We start from the raw sequence: 18,328 nt of genomic DNA on the forward strand, positions 1-18,328 counted from the left end.
ATAGCGTGTTATCTCATCAATAATTCTTGTTAGTGAATAAAACTGAAAAAAACACTCCATTCAGTGAAATTCTATCTTTCGCCCATCCTAGTCTTCGTCCTAATCTGCGTCCACAGGGGCGAAATGAACAACAACCGGCAGCCGACTCAAGATCGAGCGCCAACGCACCCGCAACACCCTTTTCGCATCTGCCCAAAACAAAAAAGCGCGTTTCGACGCGACTCAAAAAAGGTGGAACGCAGACATGGCATTTCTCCAACTCAACGCCTTGAGCAAACGCTACGGCGCCGTCGATGCGGTGGTCGCCACTGACCTTGCGGTGGAAAAAGGCGAGTTCGTTTCCCTGCTCGGCCCCTCGGGCTGCGGCAAGACCACCACCCTGCAAATGATCGCCGGCTTCGTCGACGTGAGCGCTGGGCAGATCCTGCTCGACGGTCGCGACATCACCTACGCCAAGCCCGCCAGCCGTGGCCTGGGCGTGGTGTTCCAAAGCTATGCGCTGTTCCCGCACATGACCGTGCGCGACAACATCGCCTTCGGCCTGAAGATGCGCAAAGTGCCGGCCGCCGAGATCGCCGCCAAGGTCAAGACCGTGCTGGAGCTGGTGCGCCTGGCCCCCCACGCCGACCGTTACCCCCGGGAATTGTCCGGCGGCCAGCGCCAACGCGTGGCCCTGGCGCGCGCGCTGGTGATCGAACCGCCGGTATTGTTGCTGGATGAGCCGCTGTCCAACCTCGACGCGAACCTGCGCGAAGAGATGCAGTTTGAAATCCGCCGCATCCAGCACGCGGTGGGCATCACCACCCTGATGGTCACTCATGACCAGGCCGAGGCGCTGTCCATCAGCGACCGTGTGGTGGTGATGCAGGCCGGGCGCGTGACGCAGATCGACGTGCCCTACAAGCTGTATGAACACCCGCGGACGCGCTTTATCTCGGACTTCGTCGGCAAGGCTAACCTGCTGGCCGGCGATTACGACGCACGCGGCATCCCGCAGGTGCGCCACGCCGCGGGTGACGGCGAACTGGTCTTGAGCCTGCGCCCGGAAAAAATCCAGCTGGTGGGCGCAAGCGAAGGTCGCCTGCAAGGCCAGGTGCTCGACCGCTACTTCTTCGGCAGCCAGTGGCTGTACCGAATCCATACCGCGCTGGGCGAAATCACCGTGGTGCGCAGCAACGACGGCAGCGCGCCGCTGGATTGCGGCGCGGCAGTCGGCCTGGACTGGCAAGCCGAGTTGCTGCGGGTGCTGACGGCGGATGAGGTACACCCATGAGTCGCGGCTATCTACTCTCGCTGCCGGCGTTGCTGCTGTTCGCCGGGCTGCTGATTCTGCCGCTGGGCCTGACCCTGGTGCTGTCGTTCAACGTGTTCGACTACCAAGTGGGGGTGAAGGCCGATGAGTGGACCTTGGCTCATTACCTGGCGTTGTTCAGCGACGCGTACTTCTACGAAATCTTCTGGCGCACCTTCTGGATCAGCGCGCTAGTGACGCTGCTCTGCGTGGTGATTGGTGTGCCCGAAGCCTACATCCTCAGCCGCATGGGCACGCCGTGGCGCTCGATCTTCCTGATCCTGATCCTCACGCCGTTGTTGATTTCGGTGGTGGTGCGAGCGTTCGGCTGGAGCCTGCTGCTCGGCGCCGACGGGCTGGTCAACCAGGTGATCCAGGCACTGGGCGGGCGCCCGGTGAAGCTGTTGTACACGCCGTTCGCGGTGATCATTGCGCTGGTACACGTGATGCTGCCGTTCATGATCATCCCTGTGTGGACCTCCCTGCAAAAGCTCGACCCCTCGGCCGAACAGGCGGCTTTGTCGCTCGGCGCGAGCCAGGCCACGGTGATGCGCAAGATCGTGTTGCCCCAGGTAATGCCGGGCGTGCTGTCCGGCACCCTGATCGTGTTCGGCCTGGCCGCCAGCTCCTTTGCGATCCCCGGCCTGCTCGGTGGGCGGCGCCTGAAAATGGTCGCCACCGTGGTGTACGACCAGTACCTCTCGGAACTCAACTGGCCCATGGGCGCGACCATCGCGGTGGTCCTGCTGTTGGTCAATCTGCTGATCATGCTGAGCTGGAACCGCATGGTCGAAGGCCGCTACAAAAAGTCCCTGGGGGTTTAAGCGCATGTCCAGAAACGGTCCTTTGGCCCTTGGCTTCCACGGCCTGGTAGTGGTGTTCATGATGGCGCCGCTGGTGGTGGTGTGCCTGGTGGCCTTCACCCCGGAAAATACCTTGAGCCTGCCCACGTCGGGCTTCTCCCTGCGCTGGTTTCGCGCGGTGTTCGAGCGTGCTGACTTTATCCAGGCGTTCTACAACAGCCTGATCCTGGCATTTACCGCTGCAACCCTGGCGACGCTGATTGCAGTGCCGGCGGCGCTTGCAATCAGCCGGTATCAGTTCCCGGGACGTAACTTCTTCAGTGCGTTGTTCCTGTCGCCGATCATCATCCCGCACTTGGTGTTGGGGGTGGCGATGCTGCGGTTGTTCGCCTTGATGGGCGTCAACGGCAGCTTCACCTGGCTGATGCTGGCGCACGTGGTGATCATCACGCCCTATGTGCTGCGCCTGGTATTGGCAGCAGCGATCGGGATCGATCGCAGTGCCGAGCAGGCGGCCGAATCGCTCGGTGCCGGACGCTTCACGTTGTTTCGCCTGGTGACGTTGCCGATGATCCTGCCCGGCGTGGCCGGCGGCTGGTTGCTGGCCTTCATCAACAGTTTCGACGAAGTGACCTTATCGATCTTCGTCAGCTCGCCGGCCACGCAAACCTTGCCGGTGCGTATGTACGTGTACGCCACCGAATCCATCGACCCGATGATGGCTGCAGTGTCGGCGCTGGTGATTGCCCTCACGGCGGCGGCCATGATTGTGCTCGACCGGGTCTACGGCCTGGATCGCGTGCTGGTGGGAAAACACTGATGGCCTTGTTCAAACGATTGACCGAAACCGCACGCCCTGCCCTGGCGTTTACCCTCGACGGGCAACCGGCCACAGGCTTGCTCGGCGACACCCTGCTGACGGCGGTACTGACCTGCGCCGAGCACCTGCGCGGCAGCGATTTCAGTGCCGAACGCCGCGCCGGGTTTTGCTTGATGGGCGCCTGCCAGGACTGCTGGGTGCGCCTGGCGGACGGACAACGCGTGCGCGCCTGTTCGACCCTGCTGGAAGAAGGCCAGGCGATCAGCCGCGACCCGGGGCGCCAGCTATGAAGCCGGTGGTGATCGTGGGCGCAGGCCCGGCAGGAATCAGTGCCGCGCGCACCCTGTTCGACCACGGCGTAACGCCTTGCCTGGTGGACGAAAGCCTGCGCGGCGGCGGGCAGATCTATCGCCGCCAACCCCCAGGCTTCCAACGTACCGCCAGGCAAATATACGGATTTGAGGCGGGTAAGGCCGAGGCCGTGCATCGCACCCTGGATGAACTGGCGCCGCTGATCGACTACCGCCCCGAAACCCTGGTGTGGAATGCCGAGGATCGGCGCCTGGACTTGTTGAGCAACGGTCACGCAGCCAGTGTCGAGTATTCGCGGATCATCGTCGCCACCGGCGCCACCGACCGTATCCTGCCGGTGCCGGGCTGGACCTTGCCCGGTGTCTACAGCCTGGGTGCGGCGCAAATCGCCTTGAAGTACCAAGGTTGCGCCATCGGCGAACGCGTGGCGTTTTGTGGCAGCGGGCCGTTGCTGTATCTGGTGGCGTATCAATACGCCAAGGCCGGCGCCGATGTGGTCGCCGTGCTCGACAGCGCGCCGTTCAGCGCCCAATGCCGCGCCTTGCCGGCGCTGCTCGGACAACCGGCGACCTTGGCCAAGGGCTTGTATTACCGCGCCTGGCTCACGGCCCATGGCGTTCCCGTGCATCAGGGCGTGACGCTGCAGCAGATCGACGGTGAACAACGGGTCAGCGGCATACGTTGGCGCAAGCACACCCTGGCCTGCGACGCCGTGGCCTTCGCCCATGCGCTGCGCAGCGAAACGCAGTTGGCAGACCTGCTCGGTTGTGAATTTGCCTGGAATGCCTTGAACCGTGCGTGGTTGCCGCAACGGGACTGTGCCGGGCGCAGCAGCGTCGACGGTGTGTACCTGGCGGGCGACGGTGCCGGGATCATGGGTGCCGATGCCGCGCAGATGGCCGGTGAGCGGGCGGCGTTGGCGGTGCTGGAAGACGCAGGCGTCGCGATCGATCATCAGCGCCCGGCCCTGCTTGAGCGGCAATTGGCGCGCATCCAGCGCTTTCGCCAGGGCCTGGAGACTGCGTTTCCCTTCCCGGCAGACTGGGCCGCGCAGGCGCCGGACGACTTGATGCTGTGTCGCTGTGAAGAAGTCCGGGTTGGCGATATCCGCACCGTGGTGGACGAAGGTCATTGGGAAATCAATCGGGTCAAGGCCCATTGCCGGGTGGGCATGGGCCGCTGCCAGGGGCGCATGTGCGGGCTGGCGGCGGCTGAAGTCGTCGCCGAGCGCAGCGGTCGCGGGATAGAAGACGTCGGGCGTTTGCGCGGCCAGGCCCCGATCAAGCCGCTACCGTTTGGCGTGGAGGTGCAGCCATGATCGACGTCATCGTCCTCGGCGGCGGGATTGTCGGTGCGTCGGCGGCCATGATGCTGGCGCACAAAGGTCAGCGTGTGGCGTTGGTGGAACGGGACTTCTGCGGCTCGCACTCCAGTGGCGTGAATTATGGCGGCGTGCGGCGCCAGGGACGCCCGTTGCATCAGTTGCCGTTGTCGCAGCGCGCCCATCAATTGTGGGCCGACCTGCCCGGCTTGATCGGTATCGACGGCGAATACGTGCGCTCCGGGCATTTGAAACTGGCGCGCAGTCATGGGGATTTCGCCGCGTTGCAGGCGTATGCCGAACACACGCGGGGCTTTGGCCTGGGCTTGCAGTTGCTCGATTACGCCGAACTGCGCGCACGTTTTCCGTGGGTCGGGGATATCGCAGTGGGTGCGTCGTTATGCCCCGAAGATGGCCATGCCAACCCGCGCCTGGTATCCCCCGCCTTCGCCCGTGCCGCGCAACGCCTTGGCGCGTGTGTCTACGAGCAGGCCGCGGTGATCCGCATCGAACATGACAGCCGCCAGTTCCAGGTGGATTGCGCCAACGGCCTGCACCTGCAGGCGCCATGGCTGCTCAATTGCGCCGGCGCCTGGGCAGGGACCGTCGCCGCGCAATTCGGCGAGCCGGTCCCCATGACATCTGCGCACCCGGCCATGCTGGTCACCGAGCCGCTGGCCGTGGTGATGAACGTCAGCACCGGTGTCGAAGGCGGCGGGATTTATGCGCGCCAGGTGGCCCGGGGCAATTGCATCCTCGGCGGCGGTCGCGGCTTTGCGCTTGGTCCCCGGCAGGCGCGGCCCGGGCAAGCGGCGGTGCTGGAGATTCTACGCCATGCCGGCGAGCTGTACCCGTTTCTCAAGGGTGCCCAGGCGATTCGCACCTGGAGCGGCACCGAAGGTTACCTACCCGATCATGAACCGGTGATCGGCCCCAGCAGCACCCGGCCTGGCCTGCTCCACGGTTTCGGCTTTGCCGGCGCCGGGTTCCAGCTGGGCCCGGCGGTCGGTGAAGCCCTGGCAGAGATCGTCTGCACAGGGGCCAGCCGGCAACCCATCGAAGCGTTTTCCATCCGTCGTTTCCAAGCCTGAGAGGAAAAACATCCATGAATACTCGTATTGCGCTGTCCTGCTTGTCCCTCGCTCTGCTCGCCTCCACCGCCCATGCGGCCCCGACGCTGTACCTGGGCATGAACGGCGGCACCATGGAACGGGTGTATGCCGACAAGGTGCTGCCCGCGTTCGAAAAGGCCAATAACGTCAAGGTGGTGATCGTGCCCGGCACGTCGTCGGACATCCTCGCCAAGGTCCAGGCCAACAAAGACAACCCGCAGATGCATGTGATGTTCCTCGACGACGGCATCATGTACCGCGCCATCTCCATGGGCCTGTGCGACAAACTGGCGCCGAGCCCGACCCTGGAGCAGATCCCGGCCAAGGCAAAAATCAAGGACCAAGCCGTGGCCGTGACCCTCGGCGTCACCGGCCTGGGCTACAACGCCAGGCTGTTCAAAGAGAAAGGCTGGGCTGCACCGACCTCGTGGATGGACCTGGCCGACCCGCGCTTCAAGGACAAAGTGGTGTTCCAGTCCCTGGCCTCATCGACCTTCGGCCTGCACGGCTTCCTGATGTTCAACCGCCTCCAGGGTGGCTCAGAGACCAACGTGGAACCGGGCTTCAAGGCCTGGCCCAAAACCGTCGGCCCCAACGTGCTGGAGTACATCGCCAGCTCCGCGAAAATCTCCGAGATGGTGCAAACCGACGAAGCGGCGATCTTCCCCCTCACCCCGACCCAGGTCGCTACCCAGAAACTGCTCGGCGTGCCGATGGAATACGCGCAACCCAAGGAAGGCGCCGTGGTACTGAACGTGGCCGAATGCGTGATCGCACGCAACGACCAACCGGAACTGGCACAGAAACTCGCGGCCTTCCTGCTGACCGCCGAAGCCCAGGCGCCGGCGCTGGAGGAAGGTGATCAGATCCCGTCAAACCCGACCACGCCCACCAGCGACAAGACCCGCGCCCGAGTGGAGGCGATGCAGGGTTATTTGCAGACGGCGATTTCGATTGATTGGGACCAGGTGAACCAGGCGCGGCCGGAGTGGAATGCGCGGTGGAGTCGGTCGATTGAGCGGTAGCGTTTCATCAGCCTGCTCGGCGCCGAACTCTTTGGCGCTGGGTACGGATTATCCTACTGATGCGCTGGCGTTTTTGGCGCAGTTTTACCCATTCGTTGCGGGCTTCGCGGTGGCGTTTGCTGTTGAGCAGTAATAGAGCCAGCAGCGGGAACAGAATGCCTGATGCATAAAGTACTTTGTGGGGCCCATATTCGATGGTGGGTAAAACGCCCAGCAAGCACAAGAGCATCAAGATGACAGGGATCCATATCCAGCCTGGATAGCCACGGACGACCATGAAGTTGCAGTGAGCAATAGGAACGGCGGAGCCGATAGTAAAAAAAATGTGTATTTGAGATTTACGTTAACGGGCAAAGCGCCGAAGTAACGGTCAAACATCATCGGAATGCCAATTGCCAAAGCAAATAGCTGAGAAAAGTTTGCCGCAGCAAAGACCGGAAAATAACATTTCAGAAGACGCCAAAGCTCCTCCAGGCTCATCAGAAATATCATTCGTCAAACTCCTCGTAGAGCCCCACTGCGGTTGTTCGAAAGTTACCGGTCATGGCGCTGCCTATCGCGACCGGTGAGCCCCACCACATCCTTGTTTTGAACGAGAGTTGCTTGTCGCAGCTCGACTTGGGCGAACCTCTTTGGCAAATCACCCCTGCCCCGGCAATCGCCGGATCGGCATCGATGGAAGCAAACAGCCGACGCAGATTGATATTGCCTTCAATGCACTCACGGGTAGTGAGATGAGTGCAGGGGAAACATCCTTGAATATGCCAACTGCCATTCCTTTACTCCCGAACTCATAAGAGTGCAGAGCGTAAAGACTCAATATCCCGCAACAATGTAGGAAATTTTCCTTTTTCTTGACAGGCACTTCCCGTTCTCGGCTAAGCATCTTGTAGTTAATCGGAGGAATAGGAAAAGTACGCCATTCGTCACTACCGGCGAACGATCAGACAAGGAACGAGTATGGCAATTGATATGTTTTTGAAGCGACTCGTTAACTCAGCACGTTTTCTTGACCTCCAACCACTTTTGCAAGGATAGGCATTATGAGTGGAAAGCCCGCCGCCCGCGTTACTGACCCTACGGCATGTCCAATGCCGGAGCACGGCACCAACCCTATCATCGAAGGTTCTCCTGACGTCTTCTTCGATGGCTTGCCCGCAGCGCGCCAAGGTGATGTATCTGCTTGCGGGAGCCCGATCAGCTCGGCCGTATCATCGACGGTTTTTATCAACGGAAAACCTGCCGCAACGCTCGGCAGTGTCGGTGAACATGGCAACGTGATCATCGGTGGATCGGGAACAGTGATTATCGGCGACATATTCACACCGACCCCATTCACCCCCATCGTGCCATTGAGCCGTTCCACAGCCCCTTACTCCGGACGCTTTCAACTCATAGATCAGGAAACCGGCAAACCCATTGTTGGCCGCAAGGTAAAGGTCTGGTCTAGTGCCGGTTGGAGCACGCTCGACACCACGAATATCGAAGGCATGACATCGTGGGTTAGCCATGCTGCGTCGGAGTCTATCTATATTGACTTGGTGCAGGAAGGCGAAGAATGAATGATCAACCCGGCCTTTCTCAGGGTGGCATGAGCCCCGAAGGAAAAACTAACCCTGTCGGCATCCTGAAGCCGAAGCTCGATCCCCAGGACAAGAACGTACTTTGCTCGGCAATTTGCTATTGCAGCAGCACACCCAACATCAGCCAGGATGGCAAGCATCTCAAACAGGGCTGTGTGGCCCAGCGCCTTGGGGAGCTTGACGAGATTCTCCAGAGGCGCAGTCCGTATAAGCCCGAGGTCAGTTACGACATGACCAAGAATCCACCACAGCCAATCCTCGACAGCCAAACAGGGAACAGCCCTCATGGCTGGATACCGGGTTGGATCAACAAGTATTGGAATGAGGACCCAGAGCATCCACCGTTCAAATCCGGGACTGGAATGATTCGCCGGCCCGACGTGGTGATCGTCAAAGACTCGACCAAGCCACCAAGTCAAGACAACATCAAGCAAGTGGTGGAGATGAAATTTCCGCCTGACCCACCGGATACGCGACAGGCGCAGGGCTATGCAAAAATTGCTGGCAACAAAAACAAGGTCGTTGAGATGACATCCACCGAATGCGACTGTAGCCAGGAAAATCAGCAGTCCAATGTGCCAGTGGAGCAGCTCGGGTGGGCCGCAGCCATCGCTGGTGGCGTGATGTTTATCCTGACGCGTGGCCGCTCCCCTCGGCCAATGATCCCCGCTTACTGATTCGGAGGAACACCCATGGAACCGGAATTCAATGTAGCCGAAGAACTTGCCAAGCAACCACACCTGCTGGAAATACCCGGCCACCTGTTGATGAAGGGCGGGGCCCAGAACTATATCGGCGCGGTACTCTGCCTGCGAGGAACATTGTATTTCAAGGAGGCCCATACCCCCTTGGTGCGCGAAGCGTTATGCAAGTGCTTCGACGACTTCAAGCGTCTAGCCGAGCCCCATCTCACCTGGCTCTGGCGTGAGGAGCCTAGACAGGGTCAACCACTGTCAGCGTATGGTGAGGCAAAGTCACTGCGTGAAATGCTGGGCGCAATGGATGAAGACGACTACCTCAGCTTCTACTACACCAGCGGCAAGCAATCCAACGACGCTAGTGCTTGGCTCTTCGATATTTTTGGGATGCAGGGATGGGCGGCGAAGATGGGGGATGAGCTTAGTGCTCTGGAGTTCTCAATACCGCTTCTGTACCAAGAGCAGAACCCACTCCGTTTCCTGCGTTTGTTCCTTGACTCAGCACGCCGATTGGCTCCAGAACAAGGCTACGCGGGACATGCCTTCAACCTTTCCGTCACCAACCGGGATGGCAACGAGCCTACCGAAGCCTTTATGGCGGCGCGCATGCCTGGATTGGATGTAGGAACAGCAGGTCTGCTGGTCAATATCCCCGAGTTCAAACCTACAAAAATCAAGACGGTCAGTTGGCTGACCTTGCTCGACCAAACGCGCCTGGATATTGTTGGCGGTCTGGAGGAGCTACGTGCGCAGCTACCCTCCAGCCATTTTGCCTTCTATGACTACGGTAACGGCGTAGTGATCCAGGCCGGCGCATACCCCTACCTTGGCGGTGATGCCGATGATCCGAAGCCGGTGGCCTACGTATTACTGAACCATGTACTCAAGGGCATTCGCTACGAGACGGTGGGTTCATTGCACGGTGGCTCTCATGATGGCGAGTTGCGCCTGGTGGACTGGTCGGCTGACCAGTGGCTCAAGCGCTTGGATGTGAGTGCAGACGACATACCCGGCTGGCGTGCCAAGTTACTTCGCGACGAACCCTGCCTGGATGCTACAAACACTCTGCCAGGGCGCTTGTAGATATAGAATGCATTGCTGAAATCAAGGAGTAATCGGCAGCGCCCGCTTGTGCGCTGTCTTGCTGTACGCCCCTTCGACAATCGCCCTCACCGGCTCGCCCATCAGGTACGCATCGATCTCTTCGTACGTGCAGCCATAGGCCTGTTCATCCAGTTTACCCGGCGCCAGTTCTTCGAGGTCGGCAGTGGGCTGCTTGTGCACCAGGTTCGTCGGGGCTCCAAGGGCACTGGCCAACAGGCGCACCTGGGTCTTGGTCAGGCCCGACAGCGGCGCCAGGTCGCTGACGATCTGCGTCACCGCCCCATAGGCCGCCGTGGCCTGGGACCCGTGGCCGTTGACCAAGGCGAGGATGACCAACTCCGACAGCGACAACACCACCATCAAACAAGTTGTCGAGATGAAGTTTCCACCTGACCCACGGAAAGTGGAGCAGGTGCAGGATTATGCAAAAGTTGCTGGCAACAAAAACAAGGTCGTTGAGATGACATCCACCGAATGCGACTGTAGCCAGGAAAATCAGCAGTCCAATGTGCCAGTGGAGCAGCTCGGGTGGGCCGCAGCCATCGCTGGGAGTGTGATGTTTATCCTGACGCGTGGCCGCTCCCCTCGGCCAATGATCCCCGCTTACTGATTCTAAGGAACACCCATGGAACCGGAATTCAATGTAGCCGAAGAACTTGCCAAGCAACCACACCTGCTGGAAATACCCGGCCACTTGCTAATGAAGGGCGGGAGCCAGAACTATATTGGCGCAGTGCTATGTCTGCGCGGGACGCTTTATTTCAGGGATGCGCACACACGCTTGGTACGCGAGTCACTATGCCAGTGCTTCGACGATTTCAAGCGCTTGGCTGAGCCCTACCTCACGTGGCTCTGGCGCGAAGAACCTCCTCAGGGTAAACCGCTGTCAGCTTATGCTGACGCAAAGCCATTGCGCGATATGGTCGAAGCAATGGATGAAGATGATCTTCTCAGCTTCTACTACCTCAGTGGCAAGCAACCAAATGACGCCAGCGCTTGGCTCTTCGATGTTTTTGGTATGCGGGGATGGAAGGCAAAGATGGGAGATGACCTAAGCGCTCTGGAGTTCTCAATACCACTTCTGTACCAAGAGCAGAACCCACTCAGTTTCCTGCGTTTGTTCCTTGACTCAGCACGCCGACTGGCTCCAGAGCAGGGCTACGCCGGACATGCCTTCAACCTTTCCGTCACCAACCGAGATGGCAACGAGCCTACCGAAGCTTTTATGGCGGCGCGCATGCCTGGCTTGGATGTGGGAACAGCAGGTCTGCTGACCAATATCCCCGAGTTCAAACCTACAAAAATCAAGACGGTCAGTTGGCTGACCTTGCTCGACCAAGCGCGCCTGGATCTTGTTGGCGGCCTGGAGGGGCTGCGTGCGCAGCTACCCTCAAGCCATTTTGCCTTCTATGACTACGGTAACGGCGTCGTGATTCAGGCCGGTGCATACCCGTACCTTGCCGGTGATGCCGATGATCCGAAGCCCGCTGCCTACGTATTACTGAACCATGTACTCAAGGGCATTCGCTACGAGACGGTAGGTTCATTGCACGGCGGCTCTCATGATGGCGAGTTGCGACTGGTGGACTGGTCGGCTGACCAGTGGCTCAAGCGCTTGGATGTGGATGCAGACGACATACCCGGCTGGCGTGCCAAGTTACTTCGCGACGAACCCTGCCTGGATGCTACAAATACTCTGCCAGGGCGTTTGTAGAATAGATGGACTGCGCGGCTGCCGACGTAACAAATAATCTGGCTGCTGTCGCAGCTCCCTCTGGTCGCAGCCACTCTACAATCATCCTCCTCTCCCCCCGTTTGAAGCCCATTTGTAGATAAGTCCAAGCAAACACGCCTCCTCCCAATCCCTAGCGATAGAGGTGTCAAAAATGCATTGCAGAAATCAAGGAGCAATCGGCAGCGCGCGTTTGTGCGCTGTCTTGCTGTACGCCCCTTCGACAATCGTCCTCACCCGCTCACTCACTGGCTCGCCCATCAGGTACGCATCAATCTCTTCGTACGTGCAGCCGTAGGCATGTTCATCCAGTTTGCCCGGTACGAGTTCTTCCAGGTCGGCAGTGGGCTGCTTGTGCACCAGGTTCGTCGGAGCCCCAAGGGCACTGGCCAACAGGCGCACCTGGGTCTTGGCCAGGCCCGACAACGGGGCCAGGTCGCACGCGCCGTCGCCGAACTTGGTGAAAAACCCCATCAATGCTTCGGCGCCGTGGTCGGTGCCGACCACCAGGCCATTGTGCAGGTTGGCCATCGCGTATTGCGCGATCATGCGGGTGCGGGCCTTGACGTTGCCTTTGATGAAGTCGACCTGTGCGGCGCTGGCTTCGGTGGCGGTGAGGCAGGCCATCAGGCCGTCGACGCTGGCGGCGATGTTGAGGGTGTCGATGTGGTCGGGGGTGATGAAGGCCAGGGAAGCCTGGGCGTCGCTTTCGTCGGCCTGGGTTTTGTAGGGCAAGCGCAGGGCGATAAAGCCTGCGGCGTAGTCTTCGCTGCGCAGTTGCTCTACCGCCAGTTGGCAGAGGCGCCCGGCCGTCAGCGAATCGACGCCGCCGCTGATGCCCAGCACCAGAGCCTTGCAACCGGAATGGCGCAGGGTGGTTTTGATGAAGTCGATACGCCGTTGGATTTCCCGGGGCGCTCCCCCCTTGACCAACGAGCGGTTGATATTCAGTTCCAGGGCAATACGGTCCTGGGTTTGCATGTCACACCTCCACGCTGCCGACGTTGAAGACTTGCGTTGCGTACCGCAAAAACGAGGCGTCTTCGCAGACATTCTTGATCGGGTCATCCGAGAATTTCACCACCGGCTCACCGTGTACCCGCACCAGTTTCATCACGATGCTCAGCGGCTCAACGCCTTCCACATCGCAGGCCAGACTGGTGCCCATGCCGAAGCCGAACCTGGCCTTGCCGCGCACGTGGCGCAGGATCGGCAGGCATTTCTCGAAGTTCAGGCCGTCGGAGAACATCAGGTCCTTGGTCATCGGGTCGATACCCAGTTGCTTGTAGCGGGCCAGGACTTTATCGGCCCAGACGATAGGGTCGCCGGAGTCCTGGCGCAGGCCGTCGTAGAGCTTGGCGAAGTACAGGTCGAAGTCCTTCAGGAAGAAGTCAGTGCTGATGCAGTCGGTCAGGGCGATACCCAGGCGGCCGCGGTATTCACGTACCCAGTTTTCCAGGGCGGCGTTCTGGCTTTCGCGCAGGCGGCCCAGTTGCTGGTGTACCATCAACCATTGGTGGGCCATGGTGCCGATCAGCGGCAGGTCGAACGCGTAGGCCAGGTGCGCGTTGCTGGTGCCGACGAACTGGCCGGGGAAGTCGCGGCGCATGATGTCCACCACTTCGCGCTGGGCCTTGAACGACAGGCGCCGGCGCGTGGAAAAGTCGGAGACGCGCAGGTCGGCAAGTTCGTCGCGGCTGAGGTTTTTCTCCAGCCAGTCGAATTTCTGGTAGAGCTTGCGGGTGACGTCCTCCAGGCTCACATCGGGGTATTTGTCACGGTTGCGCAGCTCGCTGACCAGCGCCAATACCGGCTGTTCGAACATGATGCAGTGCAACATCGGGCCGACGACGCGGATGTTCAGTTGGCCGTCGACTTCGCTGACGTGGATATAGCGCAGGTTGAAGCGGAACAGGCCGAGGAAGCGCTCATAATCCGGCGTGAGGTATTCGCGAAAGCGTGGGTTGAACAGAAAGCGCAGCTCGCCTTCGCGCATCTGCAGGCCGGCGAGTTTTTCCAGTTCATCGCGCAGTTGCGGGATCAAGTGGCCCAGTTTTTCCTTGGAACGGACGATGAAGTTGTACTCGACGTCGACATTCGGATGCTGGTGCAACACAGCCTGCATCATGGTGAAGGTGTAGTAGTCGGTGTCGAGCAAACCCTGGATCACCGGGGTTTCGTAGTCGTAGGCACTTTCCATGGCGTATCTCCTTAACGCGTGGCCATCGCGGCCAGTTCTTCGCGGGTGCGGCTGATGCCGGCACCGGCCTTGAGCAACTCGTTGACGGCCTGTACGCCGCCCTCCTGCGTAATACCGCGGCACGCCGGCAGGTGCAGCACCACTTCCAGGCCGGCCTTGAGCAGTTGCAACGCGGTGGTCTTGACGCAGTAGTCGAGGGCCAGGCCGCCGACGATCACGCGGCTTACGCCCTGGGCCTTGAGGTACTCGATCACGCCCGTGGACAGCTTGTCGTGCAGGTCGTGGTAGCAGGCGCCGTAAGGGTGCAGGTCGGGTTCGACACCTTTCCAGATGAAGTAATCGTAGTCATACGGGGCGGGCAGTTCGTCGAGCAGGGTGAAGCCCTCGGTGCCCGGCACGCAGTGGCTGACCCAGGTGACATCGGCGTGAGCCAGGCCGGTGGGTTGCAGCATCTCGCTGTGTTGCTTGACCACCCACGGCGCATGCGGAGTGTGGGCGTCCTTGCTGCCGACACGGTAGCCCGCGAGGCTGGCCATGTAGTTGAGTTCGGCACCGATGAGGTCCCCTTCGGCCACTGGCAATTCGTTGGGGCACAGCGGCGTAAAGCTCTTCTGGGCGTCGACGTCGAATGAAGCGATGGCATGTTTCGAGAGGGTCATGGCGGGTCTCCTGTGGCCTGAAAACAAAAGTACACGTCATGTACTTTCATTGCAAGAAAGATTTGTTTATCTAGGCTTTAGTCAGTACATGACATATTTGTTCGATCCGTTAGACTGTGCCCCCCGCTGTTTAGAAGGACTGCACATGCCACTTAGCGCCTACCTCCACACCGTCGACCTGTGCGTGCTGTTCTACTGCCGCGCGGCAGGGGAACTGAAGCTGCTGCTGAACAAGCGCGACGCCGAACCCTTCGCCGGGCATTGGGCCCTGCCGGGTGTGGTGGTGAATGGCGGCGTGCAGGACCTGAGCCTCACGGATGCCGTGGAGCGCCTGCGTGCGAGTGACAAAGTCGGCCTCGACCTGGTGTGGAGCGAGCAAGTAGGTACGGTGGGCGACGCGTTCCGCGACCCGCGTTGCTGGTCGTCGTCCACGTTCTACCTGGCGATCATCGCGGATGAGGTGACACTGGGCGAGCATCAAGGCTGGTTTTCGCTGGATGCGGTAGCCGACGGCCGCATCAAGTTGCCGTTCGATCACAACACCATCGTGGCCGCCGTGCAGGAGCGGTTACTGTCCAAGTCGCTGTACAGCAGCTTGCCGCTGATGTTCCTGGGCCAGGAATTCAGCGCGCCGGAAGCGACGGCGATCTTCTCACTGGTGCTCGCGCGGCCGGTGTTGAAGACCAGCATTCGCCAGCGTTTGCTGAAGCTGACTGAGCAGGGGTATTTGCGGGAAACGGGGCGCAAGAAACAAGGCGAAGGCGGCAGGCCCCAGGCGACGATGGAGAACTTGAAGCCTGGGAAGGTTTATTTCTTCGATCGCAGTTTTGCCGACTAGCTCGGTATTCAAAAACAACCACGATCAAATGTGGGACCGCGCTGCGGGCGGACATGGCGATCAACAGCTCCCACAGCGGATACAGGCCTCTTCGCTTAAACCGTGCGGGAAAACTGGCCTTTGTGCGCGCCGCCCAGGTAGGCGTCAAAGGCCATCGCCACGCTGCGCACCATCAGTTGGCCCTTGGGCAACAGTTGCAGCGCGTCGGCCTGGATCAGCAATAACCCGTCCGCCACCTGCTCGTCCAATTGCAGCAGTGCCTCGGCGAAATAGTCGTTGAAGCGCACGCCATGGGTGGCCTCGATCTGTGGGAAGTCGACTCGACCATCACACATCAGGCCATTGATCACCTCGCGGCGCAGTACGTCATCCGGGTTGAGCCGATAGCCGCGCTGCACCGGCAGCATCCCCGCGTCGAGTCGGGCGTAGTACTGGGACAGTTCCTTGACGCTCTGGCTGTAGCTGTCACCGACTTTGCCGATGGCCGACACGCCGAGGCCGATCAGGTCGCAGTCGGCATGGGTCGAATACCCCTGGAAGTTGCGCTGCAAGGTGCCGTTGGCACGGGCCAGCGCCAGTTCGTCGTCGGGCAAGGCGAAGTGGTCCATGCCGATGTAGACGTAACCGGCCTCGGTCAGGCGGCGGATGGTCAGTTCCAGCAGTTCCAGCTTGCGCGCCGGCGGCGGCATGTCTTCGGGACGGATCATGCGCTGGGCGCGGATCTGGCTCGGCAGGTGTGCGTAGCTGTAGGCCGCCACCCGATCAGGGCGCAGGGCGATCAGCTTGCTCAAGGTCACGTCGAAGCTGTCCACGGTTTGCAGCGGCAGGCCATAGATCAAGTCGACACTCACCGACTTGAAGCGCGCCTCACGCGCCGCGGCCACCAGTTGCAGGATCTGCGCTTCGCTTTGCACCCGATTGACCGCCGCCTGCACGTCGGGGTCGAAGTCCTGCACGCCGAAGCTCAGGCGATTGAAGCCCAGGCCGCGCAGCGTGTTGATCCGCTCAACGCTGATGGTGCGCGGGTCGACCTCGATGGAGAACTCATGGGCGTCGCTGTCATCCAGGGTGAAGTGTTCGGCCAGGCAGGCCATCAGCTCGGCCAATTGCGCGTCGTCCAGATAGGTCGGCGTGCCGCCGCCCAGGTGCAACTGGGTCAGGCGCCGGGAACGCTCGAACAGCGCCGCCTGCATCTGGATCTCACGCTTGAGATACGCCAGGTACTCCACGGCCCGATGGGTCTTGCGGGTGATGATCTTGTGGCAACCGCAGTAATAGCAAAGGCTCTGGCAAAACGGGATGTGGATGTACACCGACAACGCCTTGGGCGCGGCCACCTCATGGCTGGCGCGGACCGCCTGGTGATAGTCATCCAGGGCAAAGGCGCTGTTGAACTGCGGCGCGGTCGGGTACGAGGTATAGCGTGGCCCCGGTCGGTCGTATTTGTGGACCAGGGCACGGTCGAATTCAAAAGCACTCATGTGTCGATCACCTCGTCGTTGGCGCTGACCGGGGTGGCGAGCACGGCACGTTCAAACAATGCGCAAATACCGTCCACCTGCGGCAGGCCGGCGGGCAGCAACCAGATGAACGTCGGGGACAGCTCGATCAGACCGTCGCGGTGCAGCGCTTCCAGCAACGGCCAGAGGTAGGCGAAATAGCGTGCGAACACCAGGCCGTAGCGCCGTTCCACCGCCTGCACATCCAGCTCCAGGTCACAGGCCAGGCGTTCGGCCACGTGCAGGCGCACCGGGTCAGAGGTTTCGCGGAACCAGCCCCGGCATGTGGCGAGCTGACCATTGCCCAATTGCTCACGGTACTCGCGGGCATCGGCCGTGTTCTGCGCGCACAACGTGTCGATCTGGCTGATGGCGCCCACGCCGAAACCGATGTGGTCGCAGTAACCGTGCAGGGTGAAGCCTTCGCAGTTACGGCTCAGGCGCCCGCGTTCCTGGGCTTGCTTGAGGTCGTCGTCGGCCCGGGCGAACTGCCCCAGGCCGATGTAGTGATAGCCCGCCGCGGCCAGGAGCTGGAAGCAAATACGGCGCATCGCGCTCTTATCCGCCTCGCTGCTGAACGCCTGGGGTTGTTGGGATTGATAGCGCACAGGCGCATGGGCGTAATCGAATACCTGCAAGCGATCCGGCTCCAGGGCGATCAGGCTGGCCAGTTTCAGCTCGATACTGGCCGGGGTCTGCCAGGCATGGCCGTAGCCGAGGTCGATGTTCACCGAGCGAAACCCGAAGGTGCGGGCCGCATCCACCAGCGATTCGATCGGCGCCGGGTCCTGATACCGCGCCTGGCACAGCGGCCCCTCGCGGTTGGCGTCCGGCACGCCGATGCTTGCATGGTTGAAGCCTTGTTCGCGCAGCAGGCCCATGGTGGCCCAGTCCGTGTGCCCGGGGTCGAGGTCGACGCAGTAGTCACCCCGGTCGTGGTCGAGAAAATTGAAGCGCTCGTGCAACTGCGCCATCAACTGCTGCACCTGGGCGAACGCCGGTGTGGTGCCGCGCAGGTGAAAGTGATCGACCGGCTGGCGGCCGCCGAGTTGGCAGCCGATCAGTTGGATTTCCTGGGTGAGGCTGTGCAAATACTCAGCGCCAACGTCGCCCGCCGGCCAGTGCAGGTTCAATGCCAGGGGCCGCTGGCACTGGCGGCTGTTGCGCAAGGCGCGCAACAGGTCAAGGGAGCCGACACCGGCATGGAAGCGACGGGTGTCCGTTTGGCAAGCCAAGTCCAACACGCCTTGATCGTGACGAAAGCGAGCGGGATGAAGAAGGGTACGCATGACGGACTCCGGTTCGGGCGGCGGTGGTGCATTGTCCGGTGC

Annotated in this window: 19 protein-coding genes and 1 pseudogene; 13 read left to right on the forward strand and 7 right to left on the reverse strand. The window is 60.9% G+C overall.

What is annotated here, in order from left to right:
- Positions 1–244 precede the first annotated feature (244 nt).
- From INT12_RS18130 to INT12_RS18160, 7 genes are read left to right on the forward strand one after another with little or no spacing between them, the layout of a single operon-like run.
- The gene (locus tag INT12_RS18130; RefSeq protein WP_193041085.1) at positions 245–1,273 is read left to right on the forward strand and encodes an ABC transporter ATP-binding protein; all 1,029 of its coding nucleotides are present in this window, start codon (positions 245–247) and stop codon (positions 1,271–1,273) included.
- Positions 1,270–2,115 carry an ABC transporter permease gene (locus INT12_RS18135; protein WP_046383763.1) on the forward strand — a complete coding sequence of 282 codons (846 nt, stop codon included), beginning with the start codon at positions 1,270–1,272 and terminating at the stop codon, positions 2,113–2,115. The genes INT12_RS18130 and INT12_RS18135 overlap by 4 nt, the downstream gene beginning before the upstream one ends.
- Positions 2,116–2,119: 4 nt before the next feature.
- Positions 2,120–2,914: an ABC transporter permease gene (locus INT12_RS18140; RefSeq protein ID WP_102617903.1), complete on the forward strand. Its 795-nt coding sequence runs from the start codon at positions 2,120–2,122 to the stop codon at positions 2,912–2,914.
- On the forward strand, positions 2,914–3,204 hold the full coding sequence (locus tag INT12_RS18145; protein ID WP_046383765.1) for a (2Fe-2S)-binding protein: 291 nt from the start codon (positions 2,914–2,916) through the stop codon (positions 3,202–3,204). Before INT12_RS18140 ends, INT12_RS18145 begins: the two co-directional genes overlap by 1 nt.
- On the forward strand, positions 3,201–4,544 hold the full coding sequence (locus tag INT12_RS18150) for an NAD(P)/FAD-dependent oxidoreductase (protein WP_193041084.1): 1,344 nt from the start codon (positions 3,201–3,203) through the stop codon (positions 4,542–4,544). The genes INT12_RS18145 and INT12_RS18150 overlap by 4 nt, the downstream gene beginning before the upstream one ends.
- Positions 4,541–5,638: an NAD(P)/FAD-dependent oxidoreductase gene (locus INT12_RS18155; RefSeq protein WP_193058963.1), complete on the forward strand. Its 1,098-nt coding sequence runs from the start codon at positions 4,541–4,543 to the stop codon at positions 5,636–5,638. The genes INT12_RS18150 and INT12_RS18155 overlap by 4 nt, the downstream gene beginning before the upstream one ends.
- 14 nt (positions 5,639–5,652) lie before the next feature.
- On the forward strand, positions 5,653–6,684 hold the full coding sequence (locus tag INT12_RS18160) for an ABC transporter substrate-binding protein (RefSeq protein WP_079443607.1): 1,032 nt from the start codon (positions 5,653–5,655) through the stop codon (positions 6,682–6,684).
- Between the two features lie 228 nt (positions 6,685–6,912).
- On the opposite strand, the gene INT12_RS31325 is transcribed toward INT12_RS18160, so the two are convergent.
- Positions 6,913–7,176: a hypothetical protein gene (locus INT12_RS31325; RefSeq protein WP_226926238.1), complete on the reverse strand. Its 264-nt coding sequence runs from the start codon at positions 7,174–7,176 to the stop codon at positions 6,913–6,915.
- A 551-nt stretch (positions 7,177–7,727) separates the two neighbouring features.
- Between INT12_RS31325 and INT12_RS18170 the strand changes: the two genes are divergently transcribed.
- Genes INT12_RS18170 through INT12_RS18180 form a run of 3 tightly spaced genes read left to right on the forward strand, consistent with a single transcriptional unit; the run spans position 7,728 to position 10,048 of the window.
- Positions 7,728–8,246 carry a PAAR domain-containing protein gene (locus INT12_RS18170; protein ID WP_102617906.1) on the forward strand — a complete coding sequence of 173 codons (519 nt, stop codon included), beginning with the start codon at positions 7,728–7,730 and terminating at the stop codon, positions 8,244–8,246.
- A complete protein-coding gene (locus tag INT12_RS18175; protein WP_193039898.1) occupies positions 8,243–8,944 on the forward strand; it encodes a VRR-NUC domain-containing protein in 702 nt (233 codons plus the stop codon). The genes INT12_RS18170 and INT12_RS18175 overlap by 4 nt, the downstream gene beginning before the upstream one ends.
- A 15-nt stretch (positions 8,945–8,959) precedes the next feature.
- The gene (locus INT12_RS18180) at positions 8,960–10,048 is read left to right on the forward strand and encodes a DUF3396 domain-containing protein (protein ID WP_193039899.1); all 1,089 of its coding nucleotides are present in this window, start codon (positions 8,960–8,962) and stop codon (positions 10,046–10,048) included.
- A 21-nt stretch (positions 10,049–10,069) separates the two neighbouring features.
- Here INT12_RS18180 and nadE (INT12_RS18185) read toward each other — a convergent pair.
- Positions 10,070–10,390 (reverse strand): annotated as a pseudogene (gene nadE / locus INT12_RS18185) (NAD(+) synthase); the annotation flags it as partial.
- 7 nt (positions 10,391–10,397) lie between these two features.
- Here nadE (INT12_RS18185) and INT12_RS18190 point away from each other — a divergent pair.
- A complete protein-coding gene (locus INT12_RS18190) occupies positions 10,398–10,679 on the forward strand; it encodes a hypothetical protein (RefSeq protein ID WP_226926239.1) in 282 nt (93 codons plus the stop codon).
- A gap of 15 nt (positions 10,680–10,694) precedes the next feature.
- On the forward strand, positions 10,695–11,783 hold the full coding sequence (locus INT12_RS18195; protein WP_193039900.1) for a DUF3396 domain-containing protein: 1,089 nt from the start codon (positions 10,695–10,697) through the stop codon (positions 11,781–11,783).
- A 186-nt stretch (positions 11,784–11,969) separates the two neighbouring features.
- Here INT12_RS18195 and nadE (INT12_RS18200) read toward each other — a convergent pair whose 3' ends face one another.
- From nadE (INT12_RS18200) to INT12_RS18210, 3 genes are read right to left on the reverse strand one after another with little or no spacing between them, the layout of a single operon-like run.
- A complete protein-coding gene (gene nadE, locus INT12_RS18200; protein ID WP_193039901.1) occupies positions 11,970–12,782 on the reverse strand; it encodes an ammonia-dependent NAD(+) synthetase in 813 nt (270 codons plus the stop codon).
- 1 nt (position 12,783) lies between these two features.
- A complete protein-coding gene (pncB, locus tag INT12_RS18205) occupies positions 12,784–14,001 on the reverse strand; it encodes a nicotinate phosphoribosyltransferase (protein ID WP_046488396.1) in 1,218 nt (405 codons plus the stop codon).
- Between the two features lie 11 nt (positions 14,002–14,012).
- A complete protein-coding gene (locus tag INT12_RS18210) occupies positions 14,013–14,660 on the reverse strand; it encodes a nicotinamidase (RefSeq protein WP_104903391.1) in 648 nt (215 codons plus the stop codon).
- A gap of 145 nt (positions 14,661–14,805) precedes the next feature.
- On the opposite strand from INT12_RS18210, the gene INT12_RS18215 reads away from it, so the two are divergent.
- Entirely contained in the window at positions 14,806–15,498 is a 693-nt protein-coding gene (locus INT12_RS18215; RefSeq protein ID WP_193039902.1) for an NUDIX hydrolase, read from the forward strand.
- A gap of 95 nt (positions 15,499–15,593) precedes the next feature.
- Here the strand turns inward: INT12_RS18215 and hemN are convergent, their stop codons facing one another.
- Together hemN and INT12_RS18225 are read right to left on the reverse strand one after the other, a co-directional pair.
- Entirely contained in the window at positions 15,594–16,979 is a 1,386-nt protein-coding gene (gene hemN, locus INT12_RS18220; protein ID WP_046383783.1) for an oxygen-independent coproporphyrinogen III oxidase, read from the reverse strand.
- A complete protein-coding gene (locus INT12_RS18225; RefSeq protein WP_046488404.1) occupies positions 16,976–18,286 on the reverse strand; it encodes a coproporphyrinogen III oxidase in 1,311 nt (436 codons plus the stop codon). The genes hemN and INT12_RS18225 overlap by 4 nt, the downstream gene beginning before the upstream one ends.
- Positions 18,287–18,328: the final 42 nt, after the last annotated feature.

The organism is Pseudomonas sp. K8, assembly GCF_014889455.1.
GTDB lineage: Bacteria > Pseudomonadota > Gammaproteobacteria > Pseudomonadales > Pseudomonadaceae > Aquipseudomonas > Aquipseudomonas veronii.